Annotated in this window: 20 protein-coding genes; 15 read left to right on the forward strand and 5 right to left on the reverse strand. The window is 60.0% G+C overall.

Features of this window, described 5'->3' with window-relative positions; translation table 11 throughout:
• Nucleotides 1–9: 9 nt before the first annotated feature.
• A complete protein-coding gene (locus ABHV46_RS11180) occupies nucleotides 10–1,056 on the forward strand; it encodes a threonine aldolase family protein (protein ID WP_438381532.1) in 1,047 nt (348 codons plus the stop codon).
• Nucleotides 1,057–1,131: 75 nt separating this feature from the next.
• Here the strand turns inward: ABHV46_RS11180 and ABHV46_RS11185 are convergent, their stop codons facing one another.
• Nucleotides 1,132–2,319, reverse strand: coding sequence for an outer membrane beta-barrel protein (locus ABHV46_RS11185; protein WP_438384372.1), 1,188 nt, complete (start codon nucleotides 2,317–2,319; stop codon nucleotides 1,132–1,134).
• 537 nt (nucleotides 2,320–2,856) lie between these two features.
• Between ABHV46_RS11185 and ABHV46_RS11190 the strand changes: the two genes are divergently transcribed.
• Both ABHV46_RS11190 and ABHV46_RS11195 read left to right on the forward strand, forming a co-directional pair.
• The gene (locus ABHV46_RS11190; RefSeq protein WP_438381533.1) at nucleotides 2,857–3,522 is read left to right on the forward strand and encodes an SGNH/GDSL hydrolase family protein; all 666 of its coding nucleotides are present in this window, start codon (nucleotides 2,857–2,859) and stop codon (nucleotides 3,520–3,522) included.
• 144 nt (nucleotides 3,523–3,666) lie between these two features.
• Nucleotides 3,667–5,892 carry a TonB-dependent siderophore receptor gene (locus ABHV46_RS11195; protein WP_438381534.1) on the forward strand — a complete coding sequence of 742 codons (2,226 nt, stop codon included), beginning with the start codon at nucleotides 3,667–3,669 and terminating at the stop codon, nucleotides 5,890–5,892.
• A 124-nt stretch (nucleotides 5,893–6,016) separates the two neighbouring features.
• Here ABHV46_RS11195 and ABHV46_RS11200 read toward each other — a convergent pair whose 3' ends face one another.
• From ABHV46_RS11200 to ABHV46_RS11210, 3 genes are all read right to left on the reverse strand, one after another.
• Entirely contained in the window at nucleotides 6,017–6,961 is a 945-nt protein-coding gene (locus ABHV46_RS11200) for a nucleoside hydrolase (RefSeq protein WP_438381535.1), read from the reverse strand.
• Nucleotides 6,962–6,965: 4 nt separating this feature from the next.
• Nucleotides 6,966–7,238, reverse strand: coding sequence for a DUF3297 family protein (locus tag ABHV46_RS11205; RefSeq protein WP_336946140.1), 273 nt, complete (start codon nucleotides 7,236–7,238; stop codon nucleotides 6,966–6,968).
• Between the two features lie 157 nt (nucleotides 7,239–7,395).
• On the reverse strand, nucleotides 7,396–8,892 hold the full coding sequence (locus ABHV46_RS11210) for a CoA-acylating methylmalonate-semialdehyde dehydrogenase (protein ID WP_438381536.1): 1,497 nt from the start codon (nucleotides 8,890–8,892) through the stop codon (nucleotides 7,396–7,398).
• Between the two features lie 484 nt (nucleotides 8,893–9,376).
• On the opposite strand from ABHV46_RS11210, the gene ABHV46_RS11215 reads away from it, so the two are divergent.
• The 3 genes from ABHV46_RS11215 to ABHV46_RS11225 all read left to right on the forward strand — a co-directional run bounded on the left by ABHV46_RS11215 (nucleotide 9,377) and on the right by ABHV46_RS11225 (nucleotide 11,240).
• Complete coding sequence (locus ABHV46_RS11215; protein WP_438381537.1) at nucleotides 9,377–10,528, forward strand: alpha/beta fold hydrolase; 1,152 nt, start codon at nucleotides 9,377–9,379, stop codon at nucleotides 10,526–10,528.
• A gap of 146 nt (nucleotides 10,529–10,674) precedes the next feature.
• A complete protein-coding gene (locus ABHV46_RS11220) occupies nucleotides 10,675–11,055 on the forward strand; it encodes a hypothetical protein (protein ID WP_438381538.1) in 381 nt (126 codons plus the stop codon).
• Complete coding sequence (locus ABHV46_RS11225) at nucleotides 11,052–11,240, forward strand: helix-turn-helix transcriptional regulator (RefSeq protein ID WP_438381539.1); 189 nt, start codon at nucleotides 11,052–11,054, stop codon at nucleotides 11,238–11,240. The genes ABHV46_RS11220 and ABHV46_RS11225 overlap by 4 nt, the downstream gene beginning before the upstream one ends.
• A gap of 61 nt (nucleotides 11,241–11,301) precedes the next feature.
• Here ABHV46_RS11225 and serB read toward each other — a convergent pair whose 3' ends face one another.
• On the reverse strand, nucleotides 11,302–12,192 hold the full coding sequence (gene serB, locus ABHV46_RS11230) for a phosphoserine phosphatase SerB (protein WP_438381540.1): 891 nt from the start codon (nucleotides 12,190–12,192) through the stop codon (nucleotides 11,302–11,304).
• Between the two features lie 41 nt (nucleotides 12,193–12,233).
• Here serB and miaA point away from each other — a divergent pair, with 41 nt between their 5' ends.
• The 9 genes from miaA to ABHV46_RS11275 all read left to right on the forward strand — a co-directional run bounded on the left by miaA (nucleotide 12,234) and on the right by ABHV46_RS11275 (nucleotide 23,905).
• Nucleotides 12,234–13,217, forward strand: a complete 984-nt coding sequence (miaA, locus tag ABHV46_RS11235; protein ID WP_438381541.1) for a tRNA (adenosine(37)-N6)-dimethylallyltransferase MiaA — start codon at nucleotides 12,234–12,236, stop codon at nucleotides 13,215–13,217.
• Between the two features lie 32 nt (nucleotides 13,218–13,249).
• Nucleotides 13,250–15,046, forward strand: a complete 1,797-nt coding sequence (gene ilvB, locus ABHV46_RS11240; RefSeq protein ID WP_438381542.1) for a biosynthetic-type acetolactate synthase large subunit — start codon at nucleotides 13,250–13,252, stop codon at nucleotides 15,044–15,046.
• Nucleotides 15,046–15,573, forward strand: a complete 528-nt coding sequence (gene ilvN, locus ABHV46_RS11245; RefSeq protein ID WP_267311455.1) for an acetolactate synthase small subunit — start codon at nucleotides 15,046–15,048, stop codon at nucleotides 15,571–15,573. The genes ilvB and ilvN overlap by 1 nt, the downstream gene beginning before the upstream one ends.
• The gene (gene ilvC / locus ABHV46_RS11250; RefSeq protein ID WP_188425747.1) at nucleotides 15,573–16,592 is read left to right on the forward strand and encodes a ketol-acid reductoisomerase; all 1,020 of its coding nucleotides are present in this window, start codon (nucleotides 15,573–15,575) and stop codon (nucleotides 16,590–16,592) included. Before ilvN ends, ilvC begins: the two co-directional genes overlap by 1 nt.
• Before the next feature lie 159 nt (nucleotides 16,593–16,751).
• The gene (locus tag ABHV46_RS11255) at nucleotides 16,752–17,930 is read left to right on the forward strand and encodes a cation:proton antiporter (protein WP_438381543.1); all 1,179 of its coding nucleotides are present in this window, start codon (nucleotides 16,752–16,754) and stop codon (nucleotides 17,928–17,930) included.
• A gap of 749 nt (nucleotides 17,931–18,679) precedes the next feature.
• Complete coding sequence (locus ABHV46_RS11260) at nucleotides 18,680–20,758, forward strand: hypothetical protein (protein ID WP_438381544.1); 2,079 nt, start codon at nucleotides 18,680–18,682, stop codon at nucleotides 20,756–20,758.
• Nucleotides 20,755–21,462, forward strand: coding sequence for a histidine phosphatase family protein (locus ABHV46_RS11265; RefSeq protein WP_336946036.1), 708 nt, complete (start codon nucleotides 20,755–20,757; stop codon nucleotides 21,460–21,462). The genes ABHV46_RS11260 and ABHV46_RS11265 overlap by 4 nt, the downstream gene beginning before the upstream one ends.
• A gap of 536 nt (nucleotides 21,463–21,998) precedes the next feature.
• The gene (locus ABHV46_RS11270; protein WP_438381545.1) at nucleotides 21,999–23,027 is read left to right on the forward strand and encodes a LacI family DNA-binding transcriptional regulator; all 1,029 of its coding nucleotides are present in this window, start codon (nucleotides 21,999–22,001) and stop codon (nucleotides 23,025–23,027) included.
• A complete protein-coding gene (locus ABHV46_RS11275) occupies nucleotides 23,024–23,905 on the forward strand; it encodes a sugar phosphate isomerase/epimerase family protein (protein ID WP_438381546.1) in 882 nt (293 codons plus the stop codon). Before ABHV46_RS11270 ends, ABHV46_RS11275 begins: the two co-directional genes overlap by 4 nt.
• Nucleotides 23,906–23,989: the final 84 nt, after the last annotated feature.

Below are 23,989 nucleotides of genomic sequence, written 5' to 3' on the forward strand. Positions count from 1 at the left end.
GGAACGGACGTGACCGAGGCAATACGCAAGAACTTCGCGAGTGACAACATCGCCCCTGTCTGCCCTGAAGTGATGAGCGCGCTCGACCGTGTCAATCATGGTTCTGCCACTGCTTATGGAGAAGACACCACGACGGCTGCTCTCGCCGCTTTGGCGCGTGAGGTGTTCGAGCACGATGTCTGGGTTTTTCCGGTCGCGACCGGCACGGCGGCCAATAGTCTGGCCCTGTCTGCGGCGACCGATCCTTTCGGTGCGGTCGTATGCGATCAGAGCGCTCATATCGCCAATGACGAGGGCGGTGCCCCGGAATTCTTCATGCATGGTGCCAAGCTGGTGCCGATCCCTTCTGATGACGGACGCATGGCGCTCTCCGATCTCGACCGCGTGTTAACCAGCAATGGCGGACACGGGGTGCATACCAGCCCGATTCAGACGCTTTCTCTTACGCAGAGCACCGAGTGGGGCACGGTCTATCCGCTCGACCAGTTGGCTGCTTTGGCGGCGCGTGCGCGCGAGGCAGGGCTTGCCACGCATCTTGACGGCGCGCGTCTGGGCAATGCGATTGCCGCACTTGGGTGTCGCCCTGCCGATGTGAGCTGGAAAGCCGGGTTCGATATGATCAGCTTCGGGGGCACCAAGAATGGCGGCATGGCTGCCGAGGCAGTGATGATTTTCCGTGAGGATCTGGCGAAGAATTTCCTGCGTCGCATCAAGCGTAGCGGTCATCTCTGGTCCAAGCAGCGTTATCTCAGCGCCCAGATCCTGGCTCTGCTCGAAAACGATCTCTGGCTGCGTCATGCTGCCCATGCCAACATCATGGCCCAGCGTCTGGCTCATGGTTTGCGCCGTCACCCGGTGGCGGCTTTGCCTTTCGAGGTGCAGGGAAACGAGGTTTTCGTCGTGTTGCCCGAGCGCGGTGTGGCGGCGCTCGAAGCTCAGGGATATGAATTCTATCGCTGGACCAACCCGCCGGGTCTTGAAGGCGTCCTGATACGTCTCGTTACCTGTTGGGCGACCGAATCCCGTGATGTCGATGCGCTTCTCGCTGCGCTCTGACTGGCGCTGATGTCATGAAAAAAAGGCGCAGCCCCAGAACGGGGACTGCGCTTTTTTTGTCTCTTGAACCCGGCGTCAGAAACCGATCATGGCATCGCCACCGAAGGTGAACATGCCGGTGTTGCGCCCATCGTTGAACGGAGAGGTGCCGTTGAGCGAGCGGTCGAAGCGGATCTCGGGACGCAGGGCAAAAACGCGAATGCCATGACCCAGATCGGGGCGGTAGGTGACGCCCAGTGTGAGTGCGCCATAGGTGGTGGCAGGCGCCGTCTGCACGGGCGCATAGCCGCCGAGGAAGGCATTCATGTAAGCCTGGTTCGTCAGGAAGTTGACGACGAACATGCCGCTGTTATCGCGATAGAGTTCGCCGCGATAATTGAAGGTCAGGCTCGGGGTGATCTTGTAGGCAGCGAAAGTGACAACGCTCCAGGTCTCGGCGCGCAGACCGTCATCATGCAGGAAGTTGAATTCGCCGGTCAGGCTGAGCTTGTCACTGACCGTATAGAAGGCCGCAATGTCATTCCACCAGCGTTGTGCCGTGTTGGCACGCGGGCCGAGCGCCGCAACAGCGTTTTCAGGACCCACGCGGGACAGTTCGGCAATGTTCAGCTTGCCATGGGCGAGACCGTTCAGGTTGAACCCGAAATAGCCGGCGGCGGCATTGTTGTTGTCGTTGCGGCCCCATGTGGTCTGGTTGCCGGTATCGACACCGAAATTGAAGTCGATCATCGGGGTGACATGCCAGTGGAACATGGCACCGAGATGCTCGAACGGCACGGAATACTGCGATGTATAGGCCAGGGAATAGAAGGGGCGCAGCGTCGGATCGAGCACCTCGACACCCATGGGGGCTGGCAGGATGCCCGCCTGCATGTCGATGCCGCCCTTGGAGAATATCGGCGCATGAACGTCGATATGGGCCTGAGCCGGAAGAAGCTGATAGCGGTCGCTCGTCATTTTGTTCGACAGGCCGAGCAGATGGTAATAACGGGCATCGGAGCCGTAAAGCGCTTCGAGCATGAACCCGACCTGAAATTCGGACTTGCTTGGATCGATCGCCTTTGAGAGAGTGAGACTGATCTCGTTCAGCTGCGCCTGATTGGCATGGTCGCCCAGAAAATTGCCGAAATTGATGCCGTTATCGGGGCGGGCCGGATTGGCCATGATGCCGCCTTCGATGAGCCCTGACAGGTTGACGCCTTGTAGCCAAGGGTTGGAAGCCGTCTTGAACAGGGCGATTTCGGCACGGGCCGGTTCCTGCATCGCGGCCGTGGCGAGAAAGGTCAGAGCGGCAGCTGTTAGCGATTTGCGGAAATGGCGTGAAAGATGGCGAAGCAGGTCCATAACCCATCCTTTTGAAGGGCCCCGAGAGGCAATGTCGTTCCAGCACTATCTTTTTATTTTGAAATGATAATTGTCTCAAGAAGGCAACATAATTTGTCATTCATTGTGGCTTTGCGACTACGGATTGGTGAAAAAATTTCTACCCAAATAACTACTCAAAACTATTCCTTGTGTGAGAAATAAAAAGTCCTGTTTTTCAGGGAAGGAAGCCTTTTCCCGCTTGGGCAAAGGGCGCGGTGCGTTGCGGGGACTGGAATCGAAGCATCTGATTATGTTTTGGACCGAGAAAGCCGTTTCGGTTATTCGGGGCCAGGAAAGCACGGAAAAATGGTATTTCAGGGTAACGAAACCTCCGCATCCCTGCTTCGGGGACCGAGAAAAAGAGGTTCTGCCCGATGACGATAGCGCCTAGCATCTCGATGCAGCGATGATCTCCTCTTGCCCGGAACCTATGACATGGCTCTCAGACAAATCCTCTGTTTCGGCGATTCCCTGACCTGGGGCTGGGTGCCCGTCCCTGAAGGAACGCCCACCACGCGTTACGCCGCCGAGCAGCGCTGGCCCGGCGTGATGGCGCGGTGCCTTGGAGATTCTTATCGGGTGATTGAAGAAGGGCTGAGCGCGCGTACGACATCGATTGCCGATCCCAACGATGCGCGCCTCGATGGGTCCGCCTATCTCCCTACAGCGCTCGCCAGCCATCTCCCCCTCGATCTGGTGATCGTCATGCTCGGCACGAACGACGCCAAGAGTGCTTACCGACGCACGCCTCATGACATTGCGCTCGGTATGGCCAGATTGATCGGTCAGGTAAAATCCAGCGCGGGCGGGGTCGGCACGGCCTATCCTGCTCCACAGATGCTGGTCGTCGCGCCGCCGCCGCTCGGGCACATCCCCGGCCCTTGGCTCGCGGCACAGTTTGGCGATGCGGCGCCCAAGATCGCGTCTTTGCCTGCCCATTACGAAGCCCTCGCCAAGGCCCGAGGCGTGGAATTTCTCGATGCAGGAAGGCATGTCGTCACGCAGGGTCTCGATGGCGTTCACTTTACGCCCGAGAACAACGAAGCCCTGGGGCAGGCCATTGCAACGAAGGTGAAGGCGCTGCTTGACGGAGTAGATTGAGAACGCCCCCGTTAACGCCTTTCACGAGATGGTGATATTTGCGCCACAGTAAGATTGGGGAAAAGTAACGTATGGCTAACTTAAATTGCGAATGACTCGCACTAACGCTAAGCCTCTGCCGTTTTCTCAAGGCAGGACGATTTTATGCGCGCGGATTTTACCCGTTTGGGTCTGGCGATGTGTGTTTCCCTCACGGCTCTGACGGCAGGGAGTGCAAGGGCACAGGAAAAACAGCAGGAAGCGACAACCCATACGGGCGAGACAATCGGCTCGAAATCGGCTGTGCAACATGCCCCAGCCCCAAGCCAGCCATCGGGCAAGGCCAGCGCTGTCGAACGTCTGACCGTTCGAGGTCAGAAGGGCGCGACCATCGCGTCATCGGCGACCAAATCGAACACCCCGCTGATCGAGACCGCGCAATCGGTCACGGTGGTGACGCGCAACGAGATGGATATTCGCGGCGTGCTGACCCTCAATCAGGCCATTCGCTATGCGGCAGGTATTACGCCCGATCTGCGTGGCGGCGTTGGCACGCGTTACGATTTGTTCCAGCTGCGTGGCTTCACCATTCCCGAATTCCTCGACGGGCTTCGCTTGCAGGATAGTCCGACCGGCTATGCCATTGCTCAGATTGATACGTCGCGTCTGGAACGTCTGGAAATTCTCAAAGGCCCGGCTTCGGCGCTTTATGGCCAGTCCAGCCCCGGTGGTCTCGTCGCCCTACAGAGCAAGACGCCGCTCGACAAGGCGTCTTATGGCTCGGTCAATGCCACGGGCGGCATGTTCGACCTCTATCGTGTCGATGCCGATATGGGTGGCTACGCGACAAAGGACGGGTCGATCCGCTATCGCGTCTATGGCACCGTCAATGGGCAGCATACCCAGCTTTCGCGCACAGGCAGCCGCCGTTTTTCCATCAGCCCCACCGTGAGCTTCGGGGGCAATGGACCGGACACGCTGACGCTGATCGGCAATTACCAATACGACCCCGAAGCTGGCACCTATGGCGGTGTGCCGCTCGAAGGCTCGCTGAAGCCCGCACCGTTCGGCGGATATCTGCCGCGCAATTTCTACGATGGCGACGCGCGCTTCGAGAAATTCAACCGCAAGCACGGCGCCTTCACCTATATCTATACCCATCGTTTCAACAACGACTGGAGCTTCTCAACACGCGGCCGTTACGACGATCTCAGCACGCAATATCGCAGCGTCTATAATGCCGGTTACTGGAATGCCGATGGCATGCTGCCGCGCTACGGCTTCGGTACGACCGAACATACGCGCAACCTCGCTTTCGATAGCGGCTTTCATGGCAAGCTGCGCACCGGACCGTTCACTCACATGCTCATGGCCGGTTTCGACTATCAGCAACAATGGGCCAACGAGACCGCCGGGCAAAGTTCAGCGCCGGATCTGAACGTCTTCGCACCGAATTACGATATGGGGATCGACCCGCTCCAGACTTATGCGCGCTACAAGGTGGACTCCCACCAGATCGGTGCTTACGGTCAGGATGAAATTCACTGGGGCGGGCTGATCCTGACGGGCAGCATCCGCAATGACTGGTTCCGTTCGCGTCAGATCGAATATCTGTCTGACTCCAATTCCAAGCAGAGCCCGAGCCAGATTACCTGGCGCGCCTCTGGCCTCTATCATTTCAAGTTCGGCCTTGCGCCCTATATCAGCTACGCCACCTCGTTCCAGCCGCAGACAGGTGTGGTGCTTGAGACGAGCGGGGCGACCCATCAGGCGAGCCCGTCTATCGGCAAGCAGCTCGAGGGCGGCCTGAAATACCAGTTGCCCGGTACGGCCATCCTGCTGACGGCGGCGGGTTTCCATATCGAGCAGACCAACGTGCTGCTCTCCATTCCCAACTCGATTTACAACACGCAGCAGGGGCTCGTGCATTCCGACGGGTTCGAATTCGAAGCCCATGTCGACACCTGGCATAACCTGACCGTCGATGCTGCCGTCAGCGTACAGCGCGTCAAGGACGATTCCACGGGAAAGCCGCTCATCCAGTCCGGCCGCGGCAATGCCTCGCTTTTCGGTTTCTATACCGTTCCCAAGGGGCGTCTCAAATCTCTCGGTTTCGGTGCAGGCATGCGTTATTCGGCTTCGGCCTATGGCGGCGAAGCCAGCTATGGCAGCGCCAATGTGCCGCAATATGCGCTGTTCGACGCGTCGCTGCGCTACGATCTGGTCAATGTGTCTAAATCGCTCAAGGGCTGGACGCTGGGCGCCAATGTGCGCAACCTCTTCGACAAGCGCTACGTGACCAATTGCCTTGCCTACGCCGCTTACGGTCAGGCTTTCTGCTATTACGGTGAGCGACGCAATGCACAGGCGACACTGGGTTTCGCCTGGTGACGCTGCACGGCCGGGGTATCACCCCGGCCGGGTGAAGGGCCGGTAAAACCTGGATCTGATCGGATAACAGAAAACCCCGGAGCGCAGAGGCGTTCCGGGGTTTTTCGATGTCAGGGCAGATGCTTTATGGCAGGCGCGACAGGCGCTCTGTCAGCACCTGATAAAACCCGTCAGAATCCACATCGCGCATGTAAAGCGCATTGGCGGGGCGCCCTGTCACGCTCCAGTAATCGACGACGGTTTGCCCCGCAGAAAGGACGCTCTGGGTCTCGATTTCGACATTGACCAGGCGGCCCTGAAACAGATCGGGGCGCAGCAGCCACATGATGGTACAGGGGTCGTGCAGAGGGGCGCCGGGCCAGCCGTATTTTTCCAGATCGAAGCGCTCTGAAAAACCGAGCATCCCGCCCACGCAGCGCCCTGCGGCGTTGCCGATGGCGCGAATACGGCCAAGGCGTGAGGGCGTCGTCAGCACCTGATGCGTGACATCGAGGGGCAGCATGACCACTGGCACGCCTGAACCCAGCACGATGGCGGCGGCCTCGGGGTCGACATAGGCATTGAATTCGGCATTGGGGGTGATGTTCCCCCCTTCGAAACAGGCGCCGATCATCGAAACCACGCGATTGATGCGTGGCGCAATATCCGGGGCTTTTTGCAGCGCCGTGGCCAGATTGGTCATGGGGCCGAGCGTCACGATCGTCAGGCTGCCTTCCGGCTCGTGACGCAGCGTCTCGATCAGGAACTCCACCGCATGGGGGGAATCGGCCTGTCTGGTCGGGCGTGGAAGATCGGCGCCATCGAGCCCGCTCTCGCCATGAACATGATCGGCCCGCACAGGGGGGCGCGACAGAGGCAGATCGCAGCCGCTATGCAGCGGAATTTCGGGGCGCCCGGCCAGCTCGAGAATGGCTGCGGCATTGCGCGTGGTATTGGCAATGCCGCTATTGCCGCCCACCGTCAGGATCGCCTCGACCGTGATGTCTTCGGGTGAAGCCAGCGCCAGAAGAATGGCAACGGCGTCGTCCTGACCGGGATCGGTGTCGATAATGATCCGAGTGGGCGTCATGGGTTTACTCCTTCCCGGCTTCTCCGGCGGTCTCTCCCTCAGGGCCTTTGACCCAGGCTTCGACCTTGCCCGAAACCTTGATCGTCATCGGGTTGCCCTTGCGATCGAGCGTCTTGCCGACGGCCAGACGCACCCAGCCTTCGCTGATGCAGTATTCCTGCACATTGGTGCGCTCCTCGCCATTGAAACGAATGCCGATTCCTTTTTCCAGCAGGGCCTCGTCATAAAACGGGCTGCCCGGAGTGGCGCTCAGACGGTCTGGCATGGTGTCGCTCATGGGATATCCTCCGGTTTGGCGCGTGTTCCAGTTCTTGTCATGGGACATAGCCCGAGTTCCGGCTTGCGCAAAGCGCCGGAACGCATAACGGGCGCGAGGGGGAGACCCTCGCGCCCGTTTGGGGCCGTTTTACGGCGCTGTTTGTCGCTGAGGGGACTCAGCCCAGCGTTGGCATGACGAAATCGGCCCCCTGACGGATGCCGGTCGGCCAGCGCGACGTGACGGCCTTGTATTTGGTGAAGAAACGCACCCCTTCGGCGCCATGCATGTGATGATCGCCGAACAGCGACGCCTTCCAGCCTCCGAAGGAGTGGAAAGCCATCGGCACCGGGATCGGCACGTTCACGCCCACCATGCCTGCCTGCACCCGATGGGTGAAGGCGCGCGCGCTATCGCCATCACGGGTGAAGATTGCCGTGCCATTGCCGAATTCATGCTCATTGACCAGCTTGAGCGCGGCTTCGAAATCGGGAACGCGCACCACCGCCAGAACAGGGCCGAAAATCTCTTCACGATAGATACGCATCTCGGGCGTTACATGATCGAACAGCGACCCGCCGATGAAGAACCCGCCGGGGTTCTGCGCCGATTTGAAATCGCGCCCGTCGACCAGAAGCGTCGCGCCCTCTTCAGCACCGATCGTGACATAAGACGTTACTTTCTCGCGATGTATTCCTGTGACCAGCGGCCCCATCTCGGTCGTGTCTTCGGTGCCGTTGCCGATCTTGAGGGCCTCGACCTTCGGGATGAGCTTTTCGATTAGCGCATCGGCTACCGGGCCGACCGCCACCGCCACCGAAATGGCCATGCAACGCTCACCGGCAGAGCCATAGGCGGCGCCCATCAGCGCATCGACGGTCTTATCGAGATCGCAATCGGGCATGATCACGGCGTGGTTTTTGGCCCCGCCGAGTGCCTGCACGCGCTTGCCATGGGCCACGCCGGTCTCGTGAATATAGCGGGCGATGGGGGTCGAACCCACAAAGCTGATTGCCTGCACGTCCGGGTGCTTGAGCAGCGCATCGACCACCAGCTTGTCGCCATGAACGACCTGGAAAACGCCATCGGGCAATCCGGCCTGTTTGAGCAGATCGGCCAGAATGAGCGAGGCAGAGGGGTCGCGCTCCGACGGCTTGAGGATGAAGCAGTTGCCACAGGCCAGAGCCATCGGTGCCATCCAGAGCGGCACCATGACGGGGAAGTTGAAAGGCGTGATCCCCGCCACCACGCCCAGAGGCTGGCGCATCGACCAGGCATCAATGCCGCGCCCGACCTGCTCGGTGAACTCGCCTTTCAGCAGTTCCGGCGCCCCGGTTGCGAACTCCACCACTTCCATGCCGCGCGTGACTTCGCCCAGCGCGTCTGACAGTACCTTGCCATGCTCAGCGGTGATGACAGCTGCCAGATCGCGTGCATGTTTCTCGATCAGGTCGCGAAAGCGGAAAAGTACGCGGGCTCGTGCCAGGGGAGTTGTCTGTGCCCAGCCGGGGAAGGCGGACTTGGCAGCGGCAACGGCATCATCGACGTCTTTAGTATCGCCGAGGGCGAGCTGTGCCGAAACTTTGCCCGTGGCAGGGTTGAATACGTCGCCCCGCTTGCTGCCATGGCCCTTGGTATGTGACCCGTTGATGTAATGCTGAATCAGACTGCTCATGAACGTCTTCCTCTCCTCTGCGACCGTAATGGGCGAAGCGCGTTGGACCCGCGCCCGATACGGGGCTTATAGCATCCGCCTCCGAGCGCGGTTTTCAACTCTTGCGTCGGCCGACGGTCTCGCTGCGTTTAGAAATTAATATTCCCTTTTTTGTTAGAGAAAAGAAAAATAATTCTATTTTATGAGGGTGGTGTTCACGTTCCGGTGAGGCGCCCCGTGCTTCGTCCCGTCGCGCCCGGCGCCTCAATATGGTGCGCTCCCGCATGGCCGGGCTCATCGGCGCATCGCTTCACGCGGCATCAGGCAAATGACGCGTGTTACAGAAAACGTCTGGCCGCACTGAGGTGGAAAGGGCAATACACGTCATGATTTTGCCAGACCGTTGGGTCAGCCTGCCGGTCCCTTCTCCCAAACCACGATGGCCAGGCGGCGTTCGATGTTCACCTGTCCGTTGGTTTTCTGCTTTTGAGATCGAAGAGGTCTGATGCGTTCTGTATTTGCCATGATGGCTGTTTCCGCCCTGACCCTGACCGCCTGCGCCATGGATGCGGATGAAGACGCCGAATCCCGCTACGCTCCCGTCGCCGCCGGTCAGGCCATCAAGATGGAGCAGAAGAACGCGCCCATCCCAGGCACGGCCTATCGCATGGCCTATCGCAGCACAGACGCCCATAATCCCACGCATCTCGTTGCCGTTTCCGCCGAGGTGATGGTGCCTCGTGGCACGCCGCCCGCAGGGGGCTGGCCCGTCATGGCCTGGGCTCATGGGACCAGCGGTGTCGGCCTGACCTGTGCGCCTTCGATCATGGGGATCGGCGGCCCTCAGGCAAGCTTCTATGGCAGCTGGCTGCGTCGCGGCTACGCTGTGGTGGCCACCGATTATCCGGGCCTCGGCGAGCCCGGTGCGGCGCTTTATCTGAATGCAAAATCAGAAGGCATGGCCGTGCTGGATTCCGTTCGCGCTGCCCGCCGCCGCTTCCCGTCACTGAGCGGCCATGTGGTGCTTCTGGGTCATGATCAGGGGGCGCAGGCCGTGCTCTCCGCAGCCGCTCTGGCGAAAAACTATGCGCCCAGTCTGCAGATCAAAGGCACGATTGCGCTGGGTGCGCCCTATTTCGACGGTGATTCCGGCCATATCCTGACCCAGGCCCATGGCGCGCGCCGTTTCGCCCCGGGTGTGGTTTATGGCCTGCTGCTCGGCGCTTCGCTTGGCGCTGCCGATTCCTCCTTCGATCCGTCCAGCGCCTTCAAGCCGCGCGCACTGCCTTATTATCGCAAGGCGACCGAGCTGTGCCGTGGTGATTTCTTCGGTGCGGTCGAACATGCCGGTCTGACGCCTGACAACACGTTCCAGCCAGACGCGGAAAATGCTCTTGCTCCTGCGCTGCAATGGGCGCGCTACCCCTCGCTCAAACTCGCTTCGCCCGTCATGCTGGGCATTGCCACCAATGACACCCAGGTGCCCCCGGCCCAGCAGGAAAAACTGAAACAGGCTCTATGCTCTGCCGGAACGGTTGTGACTGTGCATCACTATCGTGTGGAACATTCACCGCTCCTGAACGCGGCCGAGAGTGAAGCACAGGCTTTTGCCGATCGCAGCCTGCAAGGCGATGCGATTTCATCTGATTGTCAGTGAGACAGGGGTTTCCGGGGCTCCGTCTTGATTTACCCAAAGAGCAGGTATCGGTCGAAGTCCGGGTTTTTTGACAGGCTGTCTGTGTAAAGCTTGCTTTCCACTCCAAAACGAGGGATATGGAAAGTGTACTTTACATGGAAAAACGCATGTTCAGGCCCAGACAGTACGGGATCGAGCTCGGCGCGGCATTGTTGCTGTATCTTTTCCTGCTCCTCACATCAGGTGCGTTGGAGCATCAGCTTCACCCTACAGGGACGCTTCTTTTCGCTCTGAGCATGGCGCCCATACTTGGAGTCGTGGCCGTGGCATGGGTTATCATGCGAGCACTACGGCGCATGGATGAACTTCAGCGTCGCGTTCAGTTCGACGCCATAGCGACGGCTTTTCTAGGCACGGCCCTTATCACCATAGGATGGGGCTTCGCTGAAAACGCTGGCGCGCCCCATATTCGCGCCTTCGCCATCTGGCCGCTTATGGCGCTTCTGTGGCTCGCAGGCATGGTCGTTGCATGCCGGAGATACCGGTGAAAAACCGCATGCGCGATCTGCGCCTGGCTCAGGGCCTCAGCCAGAATGCGCTGGCCGAGGCGCTGGGCGTCTCGCGGCAGACCATCAATGCGATTGAGAACGAGCGTTACGACCCGAGCCTGCCTCTGGCGTTCGCCATCGCAAAAATTTTCAATCTAAGCATCGAAGCGATTTTCACCCCCTAGGCAGAAGGGGATGAAAGGGGCGAGCCCCTTTCCGGGGAATGGGGCTGTGCCCCATGAACCCTCACTCTACAAAAACACTCGCGGGATAACCCTGTGCGAACAGATGGGCGCGCAGGGTCGAGTGATTGACCTGCATTTCGATCATTTGACGGACTTTCGGTTTCGCCTTGTACGCGATACCCAGACCGGCCACGGCCAGCATCGGTAGATCATTGGTGCCATCGCCAGTGGTCAGGGCCGCAGAAGCCTTCACGCCGCGCTCTTCAAGCAGGCGTTGCAGATGCTCTTCCTTGCTGTCCGGCCCTAGCACAGGGGTGGCGAGCTTGCCTGTGAAGACGCCATCCACGATGTCGAATTCATTGCCATAATGTTCGTCAAAACCGCAGGCCTCTGCCACGCGGCTGGTGAAGTAGGTGAAACCGCCTGAGACGAGCGCCGTGCGGGCGTTATGGGCGTGCATTGTCTGGACAAGCGTGCGGGCCCCTGGGTTCAGAGTCGATTTCTGCCAGACTTCCTCAAGACAATCGGTCGATTTGCCTTCAAGCAGGGCCACGCGAGTGCGCAGGGAGTCTTCGAAATCGAGCTTGCCGCTCATGGTATCGAGCGTCAGCCGGGCGACATCCTCACCCACGCCCAGAAGAGCGGCGACTTCGTCGAGACTCTCGCCGTCGAGAATGGTGCTGTCCATATCGGCGACGAGCACAGCCTTGCGGCGGCCACGTGTCCTGACCAGCAGCGCATCGACCTTATGCCGGGCTAGGGTTGCGCGTATGGTGGCGATGGTCGGCGCACCGGGGGCGGGTGTGGGGCAGGGAATCTCGACAGCCTCGCCCGCCGAAAGCACAATGGGGTTGTTGCCCTTGACCATGTTCCTTGCGATGTCGATGGCATCTTTGGACAGGGTGCCCTGTGCAGGGTCGGCAACGAGAACGAGAACGTAAGGTAAGGTCATCTTGGCCCATCAGAGAAGAACGCATGGGACAGCAAGACAGAATGGCTGACGCCCCGATTGCCCTTATTGTGGCCGGACCGACCTGTTCGGGCAAGTCGGCTTTGGCGCTTGCGCTCGCCGAGCGCTTCACGGGCGTCGTGATCAATGCCGATTCCATGCAGGTCTATGCGGATCTGCACGTGCTGACCGCGCGACCTGATGCGCACGATGAGGCGCGCGTGCCGCATCGGCTCTACGGCGTTCTGGATGCCGCTCAGCCGGGTAGTGTAGCTTGGTGGCGCGAGACGGCGCTCGGCGAGATGCAGGCGGCCTGGCCGCAGGGGCGTCTGCCCATTTTGTGCGGTGGCACGGGCATGTATATGCGCGCGCTGCTCGACGGTCTGGTGGAGGTGCCGGAACCGGGCAATGAGGCACGCGAGGCAGCGCGGGCGCTGGTGGCCGAGCAGGGAAGCGAGGCCGCTCACGCGGTTCTGATGCGCGATGATCCGCAAACGGCGCAAAACCTGCGGCCAGGCGACGGCCAACGCGTGGCGCGGGCGCTCGAAGTACTGTGGGGCACGGGGCAGGGGCTTTCGTACTGGCGAAGCCAGCCGGGTCTGCCACCAGCGCCCTGTCGCTTTGTCTCCGTAAGGCTTGATCCGCCGCGTGAGGTGCTGCGTGCGGCCATAGGGGAGCGGTTCTCGCGCATGATCGATCTGGGCGCCATGCAGGAGGTCGAAACCCTTGTAGCGCGAAGGCTTTCGCCCGCATTGCCCGCCATGCGCGCCCATGGCGTGCCGGAATTGAGCGCCGCCCTTGCAGGAACGCTCTCCCTGGAGGAGGCTATCCGTCGCGCCGTCATCGCGACGGGGCAATATACGCGGCGTCAAGCGACGTGGTTCAACCACCATGCGCTGGGCGCAGAGCAGGATTGCATGATTTCCTTGCAAAGATATGACGAGAGTACGCAATTTTCGGAAAGAGAATTCGAAAAAATAGCAACTTTCATACAATCGGCCATTGACGAATCCTCGTCACCATCATAAACCCGCCCGCTCAATGAAAGGGGTGCGCTCACATGGACGCGTCAACACAGCAGACCGGAAAAACTTCGACTGCGCCGCTCAACGGTGCCGAGGTGCTCCTGCGCGTGCTTGTGGAGCAGGGCGTCGAAGTGATTTTCGGCTATCCCGGCGGCGCCGTGCTGCCCATCTACGATGCGCTGTTCAAGCAGGACCATATCCGTCACGTTCTGGTACGCCATGAGCAGGCGGCGGTTCACGCTGCCGAAGCCTATGCCCGCTCGACCGGCAAGGTGGGCGTGGTGCTGGTCACCAGCGGACCCGGTGCCACCAATGCCGTGACCGGTCTGGTGGATGCGCTGATGGATTCCATTCCGCTCATCTGCCTTTGCGGTCAGGTGCCGACGGCGCTGATCGGTAATGACGCGTTTCAGGAGGCCGATACAACCGGCATCACGCGTCCGGCCACCAAGCATAATTATCTGGTGCGTCGTGGTCAGGATCTGGCGCCGATCGTGCGCGAGGCATTCGAGGTGGCCGCAGGTGGTCGCCCCGGCCCGGTGCTGATCGATCTGCCGAAGGACATCTCGGTCGGCAAGGCGCCTCTGCCCGCACCGGGCGAGGGACGTCTGCATCGCCCCTATCGTCCTGCGCTCGATGCCGATGCCGAAGGCATTCGTCAGACCATTGCCGCCATGAAACGTGCCAAACGCCCGCTTTTCTATACGGGTGGCGGTGTGATCAATGCGGGGCCGAAGGCCGCCGAGGGTTTGCGTGAGCTGGCGCGTCGCACCAATTTCCCAGTGACCTCCACACTGATGGGGCTTGGCGCTTTCCCGACTACGGATCGTCAGTTTCTCGGCATGCTGGGTATGCATGGTAGCTACGAAGCCAATCTGGCGACCCATGGCTGCGATCTGCTGATCGCGCTGGGCTCGCGCTTTGATGACCGCGTAACGGGACGTGTCGATGCGTTCTCGCCCAACTCCTTCAAGATCCACGCCGATATTGACCCATCGCAGATCAACAAGATCATCCGTATCGACGTGCCGCTCGTGGGCGATGTGGGGCGCACCATCGAGGCGCTTTTGGCTGCCTGGGATGGGGAAGGCCAGGATCTGAGCCCTTGGTGGGCGCAGATCGAGGGGTGGCGCGCGCTGGACTCCTTCGGCTTTGTGCAGGACCAGTCGCCGAGCGCGATCATCCGCCCGCAATATGCCGTGCGCCGCCTGTATGAGGCCACGCAGGCTCTGGGGCGCGATACGTTTGTCAGCACGGAAGTGGGCCAGCATCAGATGTGGGCGGCCCAGCATTTCCAGTTCGACAAGCCCAATCGCTGGTTGACCTCTGGCGGTCTCGGTACGATGGGCTATGGCTTGCCGGCGGCTGTCGGCGCGCAGGTGGCACATCCCGACGCGCTGGTGATCGATATTGCCGGCGAGGCCTCGACGCTCATGAATATTCAGGAGCTGGGCACAATGGCGCAGTATCGCCTGCCGGTGAAGCTGTTCATTCTGAACAACCGCTATATGGGCATGGTGCGCCAGTGGCAGGAATTGCTGCATGGCTCGCGCTATTCGCAATCCTATAGCGAGGCGCTGCCCGATTTCATCCGTCTGGCCGAGGCGTTTCACGGCAAGGGGCTTCGCGCGACCTGCGTGGGTGAGTTGGATGGCGTAATCGATGAGATGCTGCGTCATGACGGCCCGGTCGTGGCCGATATCTGTGTGGCGCAGGATGAAAACTGCTTCCCGATGATTCCGTCGGGCGCCCCGCATAACGAGATGCTGCTCGGCCCCGATCAGGAGGCCAATGCAGCCAAGATCACACAAGAAGGCATGATGCTGGTCTGATGGCACAGGATATCCAGAGAGCCGTCATTGCGGTTCTGATCGAAAACGAGAGCGGAGCCCTGGCCCGCGTCGTCGGTCTGTTTTCAGGACGTGGCTATAACATCGAAAGCCTGACCGTTTCCGCCATCGATGCGACACGCAATCTGTCGCGCATCACCATCGTGACCTCGGGCACGGAAATGGTGATTGCCCAGATCAAGGCGCAGCTTGCGCGCCTCATCCCGGTGCATGGCGTACGCGACCTGACCGAATGCGGCCCGCATGTGGCGCGCGAGCTGGCGCTGATCAAGGTGGTCAGCAAGGGCGAGATGCGCACCGAGGGTATGCGTATCGCCCAGGCGTTTCGCGCTCATGCTGTCGACACGACGGCAGGGTCTTTCGTTTTCGAACTGACGGGAAGTGCCGAGAAAATCGATGCTTTCGTCGAATTGATGCAACCGCTCGGTCTTGCGGAAGTGTCCAGGACCGGAATCGCCGCTATAGGCCGTGGTACCGAAGTCTTTCAATCCATCGAGGAGTCTTTCTGATGCGCGTCTATTACGATCGTGACTGTGATCTGGGCCTGATCAAAGGCAAGAAAGTTGCCATCATCGGTTACGGCAGCCAGGGCCATGCCCATGCCAATAACCTGAAGGATAGCGGCGTGACCGATATGGTCATCGGCCTGCGTCCTGAGTCGTCGGCTGTTGCCAAGGCAGAAGGCGCTGGCTTCAAGGTCATGAATCCTGCCGATGCCGCCGCCTGGGCCGATGTCGTGATGGTTCTGACGCCTGACGAAGGCCAAGGCGCACTATACAAGGACTCGCTCGAAAAGAACCTGAAGCAGGGCGCAGCCCTCGTCTTCGCGCATGGTCTGTCGATCCATTTCCGCATCATCGAAGCCCGTCCCGATCTCGACGTGTTTCTGGTTGCCCCCAAGGGCCCCGGCCACACCGTGCGTTCCGAATACCAGAAGGGCGGCGGCGTACCGTCGCTCGTGGCTGTTGCCCAGAACGCAACGGGTCAGGCGCTTGAAATCGCCCTATCCTACGCTTCGGCCAATGGTGGCGGTCGCGCTGGCATCATCGAAACCAGCTTCAAGGAAGAGGTCGAAACCGATCTGTTCGGTGAGCAGGCCGTTCTTTGCGGCGGTCTCGTCGAGCTGATCCGCGCCGGTTTCGAAACGCTGGTCGAGGGCGGTTACGCTCCCGAAATGGCCTATTTCGAGTGCCTGCACGAAATGAAGCTGATCGTGGATCTGATCTACGAAGGCGGCATTGCGAACATGAACTACTCGATCTCGAACACGGCCGAATACGGTGAATATGTCACCGGCCCGCGCATCGTGACGGCAGAAACCAAGGCCGAGATGAAGCGCGTTCTGACCGACATCCAGGACGGCACCTTCGTGCGCAACTTCATTCTGGAAAACCAGTCGGGCGGCGTCGGCTTCAAGGCCATCCGCGCGCGCAATGACGTTCACCAGATCGAAAAGACCGGCGAAAAGCTGCGTGGCATGATGCCTTGGATCGCCAAGGGCAAGCTCGTCGACAAAGCCAAGAACTGAGTTTTTTCCCTTTAGGGAATAGAAACAGAAAGAGCGGGGGTTTTGGCCTCCGCTTTTTTTATGCTTGGCGATTACCCGATTTGATTGGAGGATCGGGCTGAATAACGGCGCCAATAAGAGGATAACCCATTGCCGAAAACGCCCACTGAAATATTTCTGATGGCAATGCTGGTCATCTATACAATGCCCTATCTCGTCTGGCGGATTCTGCGCACCGATTTCTGGGCGCCTCTCGTTGTGGTGCAGATCGTGGGGGGTATTCTTCTCGGTCCCGGCGTTCTGGGGGCTTTTTTCCCCGATTACTACAAGGCCGTCTTTACGCCCGGTACGATCACCGCGTTGAACGGCATCGCCTGGTGGGCGGTGATGATGTTCGTCTGGGTGGCGGGGATCGAGCTGGATATTCGCGAGGCCTGGCGCCGTCGGGGCGAAACAGGGCTGACCGCGGGGCTCGCTCTGACCGTGCCCCTTGTGACGGGCAGTCTCGCCGCACTGCTGATGGTGCGTTATCCGGGATGGAGAGGCGAGGCGGGCGCGACTTGGCAGGTCGTTCTCGGTATAGGCATTGCTTGCGCTGTGACGGCTTTACCGATCCTCGTCCTGTTTCTGGAAAAACTATCGATCCTGCGAACACCGTTCGGACAGCGTATCCTGCGCTATGCCAGTCTCGACGATGTGGCTATCTGGGGCGTTCTTGCGGTCATTCTTCTCGATTGGGAACGCATGGGGCGTCAGCTCGGCTTTCTGGTCCTCTTTGGCGTGGCGACTCTGGCGTTTCGCGTCCTCATGGCGCGTCTTTCGGAGCAGGATCGCTGGTATCTCGGTCTCGTCTGGCTTGCGGGATGCGGTTTTGCGGCTGACTGGGCCGGGCTGCATTTCATGGTGGGCGCTTTTCTCTCGGGCGCCGTGCTCGATGCCGGGTGGTTCAGGCAGGAAGACATGGATCGCTTCCGCCACTTCGTGCTGCTGACAATCATGCCGGTCTTTTTTCTCTCGACCGGTCTGCGCACCGAATGGACGCTGGGTGGTGGGGCGGTCTTTGCCGCTGCGGCTTTGCTGCTCGGCGCATCGGTAGGTGGCAAGCTGATCGGCGTGCAGATCGCGGGCAGGCTTCTCGGCTGGCCCAAAGGCGAGGCGACAACACTGGGCTGGCTGCTTCAGACAAAAGCCCTGATCATGATCATTTTCGCCAATGTGCTTCTGGATCGTCACATCATCACGAACGGCACCTTCACCGCGCTTCTTCTCATGGCGCTTGGCAGCACGATGCTGACCATCCCCATGGTCTCATCGCGTCTTTCTCATCATGCGAGTGGCGAAAAGCTTGAACAGTGGTGATCTACTCAAAATTAATTTGCGTGTGGCTTCGGGTTAGTATCGAAAATGATATCGGCTTGCCTTGTAGTCATCTGCGCTTTCTTAGTTAGATGCAGATAACCACGCGGATTATTTGAAAAAACGCCTTTTTAGGCGTGAAAGCAATTTCTGCATGTCCGGGAGTGCTGTGCTGACCGAGTGCGGAATGCTTCACGAATGTGACAAAGGGCGGTTTGAAAATCCTGGCCTCTTCTCTTAGGCGGCTACGCCTTGATTGGTTGGCGCAACACGTTGTCTGTTGGCTGAACGAGGGCTCGGACAAGAGTTTTCGTACGTCGTTTATCATCCCCAAGTGGCATCGGAAGGAAGTGCGAAGCCGGTAATGGGAAGAGGTTTATGCAGAAGTCATAATCTCCTGCTTGTTCGAGATGCGAGGTCAAGCGGCGGGGGCCTTCGCCTTCATCTATCTCACGCTGTATAGGGCCCGACGCCTGCATTGGCTGTGCAATGGCTTGCGCTGCGACTGCCTCGCTGACACTTGCGTCACGCGCAGTGGCATGAGCAAGCTGTGCTTGAGGTGTGCAGAGGCATAGCTTCGTCCGTCATGAATTACGTTAATAATTGTTACATGACGGACGTTTTTGGACCTACAACACCCGAAGCCTGTCAAAGAATGGCCGGTGGCCCAGCCTCGACCATACGCTGCCCACATTTGGGAATCACCACGGTCTGGGCTATAAAGCCGCCTCTTCATGACAGGATGGCGCCGCGTGCTTGCAGAAAAAGTGACGGATAGTTTGTTGGCAGCGCTTGACCGCCCCGATCTGCAAAGCCTGTCGGATCGGATTGTCTTCGATCTCTCGCCGCGTCTCCAACTGCCCTTTACGGTCTCTGCCGAAGCCATTGTTCTCGGCGCGATTGCCTTCGAGCGGCCGGACATGGCACCGACTCTGCTCCGCTATGCGCTCGAATGGGGTTTCCTGCTTCAGGGTCTGCCCATGCATGACCGCCCGCTGGCCGCCATCGTAGCGGCGCGTGTGGCAGCCCTTTTTCATCAGCTCGATTGCGACACACTGACACTGCCCGCCGGGCTGGAGTGGCTGCATGATTTTGCTGGCGACCAGCCGCCTTCGGCATCGCGGGTGACGTCGCTCTGGCCTAAACTGACGCAGTTCTGTCCTGAGGTTTGTGTGTCGGTGGTCGAGCCCGCCATGCTTCTGGCGCGGCTCAAGCCGCTCTGGCCTTGTCTGGCACCGGCGGAATATCTGATGGCCGATGGCGGCGATGAACGGCTGAGCATCGACCCCGAGACCGGCCTGAATCGTTATGGCTGCTCGCATCGCCCGCGCCCCTGGGCTGTCACGTTTTCGTCTTCCACGGCGTCGTCCCTTTCCGAGCGCGGCTATCTGGGGGCAGAGCGCGCCCGACGGGCCTTTTTGCTGGACGCGTTGCATGGCACTCAGGCACCACGCGCCCGTGAGGTTTCGTGCCTTGCCGTAAGAGACGGTCTGGCTGCGCTTTACGGTCTCGACTCGCGGGATAATGTCGTTCTGGCTGCCTCAGGCACTGATTGCGAGCTGGCGGTTCTGGCCGTCGGTCTGATGCGGGCTAGGGGCGCTGCGATCACCAATGTGCTGATCGCGCCCGATGAAACCGGGAGCGGCGTGCCGCTCGCGGCGCAGGGACGGCATTTTGCTGCTGAAACGGCGCTCGGCAACACCGCCGACAAGGCGCGTCATCTCGACGGATTTCCGGAGCAGACGCGCCTGCTTGGCCTCGCCATACGCAACCCCGACGGATCGCCGCGAGAAGCGATAGCGCTCGATGAAGAGGTGCGTAATTGTGTCATGCGCGAGGTGTCCGAGGGACGCCATGTGATTTTGCATCAGCTCGACATGTCCAAGACCGGGCTGGTCGGGCCGTGCCATGCTCTGCTGGAGGAACTGGCAGATCTCTACCCCGGGCAGCTCACCTTCGTCGTCGACGCCTGCCAGGCGCGTCTTGCGCCTGAGCGTGTGGGCATGATGGTGCGTCGCGGCATGATGGTCATGACGACCGGATCGAAATTCCTGACCGGGCCGCCATTCTGTGGCGCGGTTCTTCTGCCGCAGAGCCAGGTCGAGGCGCTGGCCGCTTTTTCTCTGCCGGAAGGGCTTTCGGCCTATTTCAATCGTTGCGACTGGCCTGCGACGCGCGCGCCCGAACCCTTGGCCCGCGATGGCAATCTCGGTCTGGCCCTGCGCTGGCAGGCCGCGCTTGCTGAGAGTGAGGCCTTTGCTGCGGTACCACGGCCGCGCATCGTCGAGACGCTGAGGCGCTTCGAGTTTACAGCGCGCGATGTGATTGCCCTTCATCCCGCTCTGACCCTTCTGCCCGTGCCGTCCCTGGACCGCGCCCGTATCGATGGCCAGGAAATCTGGGACATCGTGCCGACCGTCTTCTCCTTTCTCGTTGATGATCCGCAAGCTCCCGAAAAGCCTTTGGCGCTTGAGCGCGCCCGCGCCCTGCATCGCTGGCTCAATGCCGATCTTTCGCCCTGGATCGTCAACGAGCCGCTGGCAGAGCTGCTTTGCCATCTAGGTCAGCCGGTGCCCGTACCGCATCCGGCATTGGGGGGCGAGAATGCCGGGGCTTTGCGCCTTTGTGCCGGGGCACGTCTGGTGTCTGGAGAGCCCTCTCATGCAGGGCTGACAGATCAATCGCGTCTTGCGCGCGAATTTGACGATATACGCCGCGCCTTCGCCAAGATCTCGCTCATTCTTGCGCATTGGGACAGGCTCGAAGAGGCCAATCCTGTGCCGCGCTATGCGCCTCATTCCCATTTCTCGCGAAAGTCTCTGGTATCATGACCGAGTCACACACGCCCTCCGCAACCGCGCCGAAAGCGCATGGTCATTTTCTCGACTCCATGCAGTTGCCATCAGGTGTGACGCGCATTTGGCTGATCCGCCATGCCATCGTCGAGGCGACGGCACGTATGCGTGTCTATGGCGCGCTCGATGTCGATCTTTGCTCCGAGCATCTGGCCTTGCAGGTGCCGTATTACACCGCACTGGGCCACAGGCTACCGGATGAGGCGCAATGGGTGGTGTCGCCGCTCAAGCGCGCGCAGGATACCGCCCGCGCTATTTTTGCCGCTGGGTATGGCACCCGCGATCTGACGATCGAGCCGCGCTTTACCGAGCAATCCATGGGTGAGTGGCATAATTTGCCGCATGAAGAGCTGCCTTTGAAGCTGCGCCAAACCGCGCATAATTTCTGGTCGCTTTCGGCGTCAGAACAGCCGCCCGGTGGTGAGAGCATGCTCGATGTCTGCGCCCGCGTCGGCCATGCACTCGATGAACTGGCTGATCGCAGCGAGGGACAGGACACGGTGGTGGTAAGTCATGGAGGGGCTATCCGTGCGGCAATCTCACATGCGTTGAATGTGCATCCGGACACGGCCCTGCGTTTTTCGATTCAGAACCTGTCTCTCTCGATTCTCGAACGTATAAACGGGGTCTGGCGGGTCGTGACGGTCAATGAGTTACCTGCAAGCATCAGTCAGCTCTGACACGTCATTCTGACACGCAGGCGTTACGGCGTGAGGGATAAGCTCACGCATAACGATATGCCGATCCTGTCTGATTTTTCCTGTGCATTCCGCAACAAAACCCGAATTTCCGCTCGTCATGATTCGGGCGATGAAGAGAATCGCGACGTGTAGTGGTTGTCGGCTCGTAGGAGCGCGCAATCCGGCCCGATGCGGGACTATGCTGGGCTCACGAGCGATACATACCGGTCGATGGAAGACCGAAGCAGGAGCCGCTTGAGTGGGTGGGTCTATACTGCCAGAAGCCGTAAGACCACACCGACGCTCGGCGCGTATTCTCATTCGGCGATAGACAAGGTCTTTCTCTGCTCGCGCCTTTCGCCCCCGCCAGCTAAAGAGCGGCGAGGGCGGTCTTAAGAAGGTCGTTGTGCCCGTGCTTCACGCTCCTCTAGCGGGGGAGGTGACATAAAATGACGAAAACGTCATTTCCATGAAATGTTGGATTCATTTTACGTCTGCCGACACGGTTAAACGTTTAACCGTTTGAAGGGCGTCTCATGTCACGCAAGGCTGCCAAGGTATCGATCCGCGATGTCGCAGAGGAAGCGCTGGTTTCTGTGGCGACCGTTTCCAACGTCGTACGCAACCGCAAAAACGTGTCGGATGCCGTACGTGCGCGTGTCGAAGAGGCCATCAGCAGGTTGAATTACCTGCCGGACAGGGCCGCCATGCAGCTGCGCGAGGGGCGCAATCGTATTATCGGCGTGCTGGTGCCAAGTCTCGATAATCCGTTTTTTACGGCCATTATCGCCTGTCTCGAAGAATGCGCCCGCAAGGAGGGTTACGATATTATCGTGGCCAGTGCAGGAGAGGAATCCGGGCTTGCTTCGTCACGGCTCAAAGCGCTTTTGTCGTGGCGCCCCGCGGGAATGATCATTTTACCCAATGACGATCTCTTTGCTGACGCGCCTATTATCGACGCCAGCGGTGTTCCCTATGTCGTGCTCGACCGGCTGCCGCATTCCAGCACTGCCGATACGGTCGCGGTAGAAAACGAACAGGCGGCAACGGAAGCAGCGGCCTATCTCGCAGGGCTGGGTCACAGGCGTATTCTGATTGTCGCCACCACGCTGTCACTCGCCAATATCCGCGAACGCTGCGCCGGTATCATCGCGTTCTGCGCAAAGGCCGGTCTGCCCGCTCCTACGGTTCTGGAAGTCGGCCACCATGCGGAAGAAGGGCCAGAAGCGCTGACGGCCATGCTCAAGGGCAGTCAGGCCCCGACTGCCGTGATCGCTCTTACCAATTCCATCACTCTGGGCGCACTGCGTTGCCTGCACCAGAGCGGATGTGCCGTACCCGGCGATGTGTCGCTTGTCGGATACGACGATTATGCGTGGATGCGCGCCACGCTGCCCCCCATCACGGCCATTCGCCAGCCGGTGGAAGAGATGGGGGCACAGGCCTGGTCGCGCCTCATGCATCGCATAGCGGGCGAAAGCACCGCCCCCATGCAGGTCAGATTGCCCTGCACGCTCGCGGTGCGCGGTTCGACCGCCCCTCCCCAAACAGGAAAAATGTCATGAACAAGCTTGGATTGCATGCTTTTGTCTGGACCGCTGGCTGGACGCCTGAAGACGCCGCCATGGCCATACGCTCGACCGCCGAACTTGGCTACGACCTGATTGAAGCCTCGACCATGGACCTCAAGGCTTTCGATGTGCCCGCCACGCTGCGCGAACTCGAGCGCAACAAGCTCGGCATTACCATGTCTTTCGGTCTGACCTCGGATATGGATATTTCATCGGGCGATGCCGAGCGCACGAAACGAGGCGAGGCGCATTTGCTCGACGCTATTTCCCTCGCACGCGATGTAGGCGCTACCCATGTCTGCGGTATTCTTTATTCGGCGTTTCAGAAATACGCGACGCCGGTGACGGCAGACGGTATCCGCGGCTCCATCGAGGTGGTGCGTCGTGTCGCCGAGAAGGCGCAGGCGAGTGGCATTACGCTGGGTATGGAAGTGGTCAATCGTTATGAGTCCAACGTGCTCAACACGGCGCGTCAGGCGATTGCCTATGTGAAAAAAGTCGAGATGCCCAATGTGAAGCTGCATCTCGATTGCTATCACATGAATATTGAGGAAGCCGATTCAGCCGAGGCCATTCGCGAGGCGGGCGATCTGCTGGGATATTTTCACACAGGCGATTCCCACCGTGGCTATCTGGGCTCTGGCTCAGTCGATTTTCCGAGTATTTTCCGCGCGCTGGAAAACATCAATTATCAGGGGCCGATCACGTTCGAGTCCTTCTCTTCCGCCGTGGTCGGTCAGCCGCTCGAGGGCATTTTGGGTATCTGGCGTAATCTCTGGGAAGACAGCCGCGATCTGGCCGCCCATGCCAAGGCCTTCACCGATGTGCAGATGAAATCCGCACGCGAGGCGCTTGGCCGCCAGCGTCGCTGATCGTCCTCCTTTTTTCTCTTGCCTCACCCAAGGTCACGAGCGCGTCCGCGCGGCGCCTCGTGGCGACCCGAAAAGGTTGAGACC

It is taken from the genome of Asaia sp. BMEF1 (assembly GCF_051628905.1).
GTDB lineage: Bacteria > Pseudomonadota > Alphaproteobacteria > Acetobacterales > Acetobacteraceae > Asaia.

Coding starts and splice junctions, on each gene's coding strand:
- ABHV46_RS11215 (WP_438381537.1), top strand. CDS start 9,377: ATGCGTTCTGTATTTGCCATGATGGCTGTTTCCGCCCTGACCCTGACC.
- ilvB (WP_438381542.1), top strand. CDS start 13,250: ATGGACGCGTCAACACAGCAGACCGGAAAAACTTCGACTGCGCCGCTC.
- ABHV46_RS11185 (WP_438384372.1), bottom strand. CDS start 2,319: ATGCAGGAACCGGCCCGTGCCGAAATCGCCCTGTTCAAGACGGCTTCC.
- serB (WP_438381540.1), bottom strand. CDS start 12,192: ATGACCTTACCTTACGTTCTCGTTCTCGTTGCCGACCCTGCACAGGGC.
- ilvN (WP_267311455.1), top strand. CDS start 15,046: ATGGCACAGGATATCCAGAGAGCCGTCATTGCGGTTCTGATCGAAAAC.
- ABHV46_RS11200 (WP_438381535.1), bottom strand. CDS start 6,961: ATGACGCCCACTCGGATCATTATCGACACCGATCCCGGTCAGGACGAC.
- ABHV46_RS11270 (WP_438381545.1), top strand. CDS start 21,999: ATGTCACGCAAGGCTGCCAAGGTATCGATCCGCGATGTCGCAGAGGAA.
- ilvC (WP_188425747.1), top strand. CDS start 15,573: ATGCGCGTCTATTACGATCGTGACTGTGATCTGGGCCTGATCAAAGGC.
- ABHV46_RS11255 (WP_438381543.1), top strand. CDS start 16,752: ATGGCAATGCTGGTCATCTATACAATGCCCTATCTCGTCTGGCGGATT.
- ABHV46_RS11210 (WP_438381536.1), bottom strand. CDS start 8,892: ATGAGCAGTCTGATTCAGCATTACATCAACGGGTCACATACCAAGGGC.
- ABHV46_RS11195 (WP_438381534.1), top strand. CDS start 3,667: ATGCGCGCGGATTTTACCCGTTTGGGTCTGGCGATGTGTGTTTCCCTC.
- ABHV46_RS11265 (WP_336946036.1), top strand. CDS start 20,755: ATGACCGAGTCACACACGCCCTCCGCAACCGCGCCGAAAGCGCATGGT.
- ABHV46_RS11190 (WP_438381533.1), top strand. CDS start 2,857: ATGGCTCTCAGACAAATCCTCTGTTTCGGCGATTCCCTGACCTGGGGC.
- ABHV46_RS11275 (WP_438381546.1), top strand. CDS start 23,024: ATGAACAAGCTTGGATTGCATGCTTTTGTCTGGACCGCTGGCTGGACG.
- ABHV46_RS11220 (WP_438381538.1), top strand. CDS start 10,675: ATGTTCAGGCCCAGACAGTACGGGATCGAGCTCGGCGCGGCATTGTTG.
- miaA (WP_438381541.1), top strand. CDS start 12,234: ATGGCTGACGCCCCGATTGCCCTTATTGTGGCCGGACCGACCTGTTCG.
- ABHV46_RS11205 (WP_336946140.1), bottom strand. CDS start 7,238: ATGAGCGACACCATGCCAGACCGTCTGAGCGCCACTCCGGGCAGCCCG.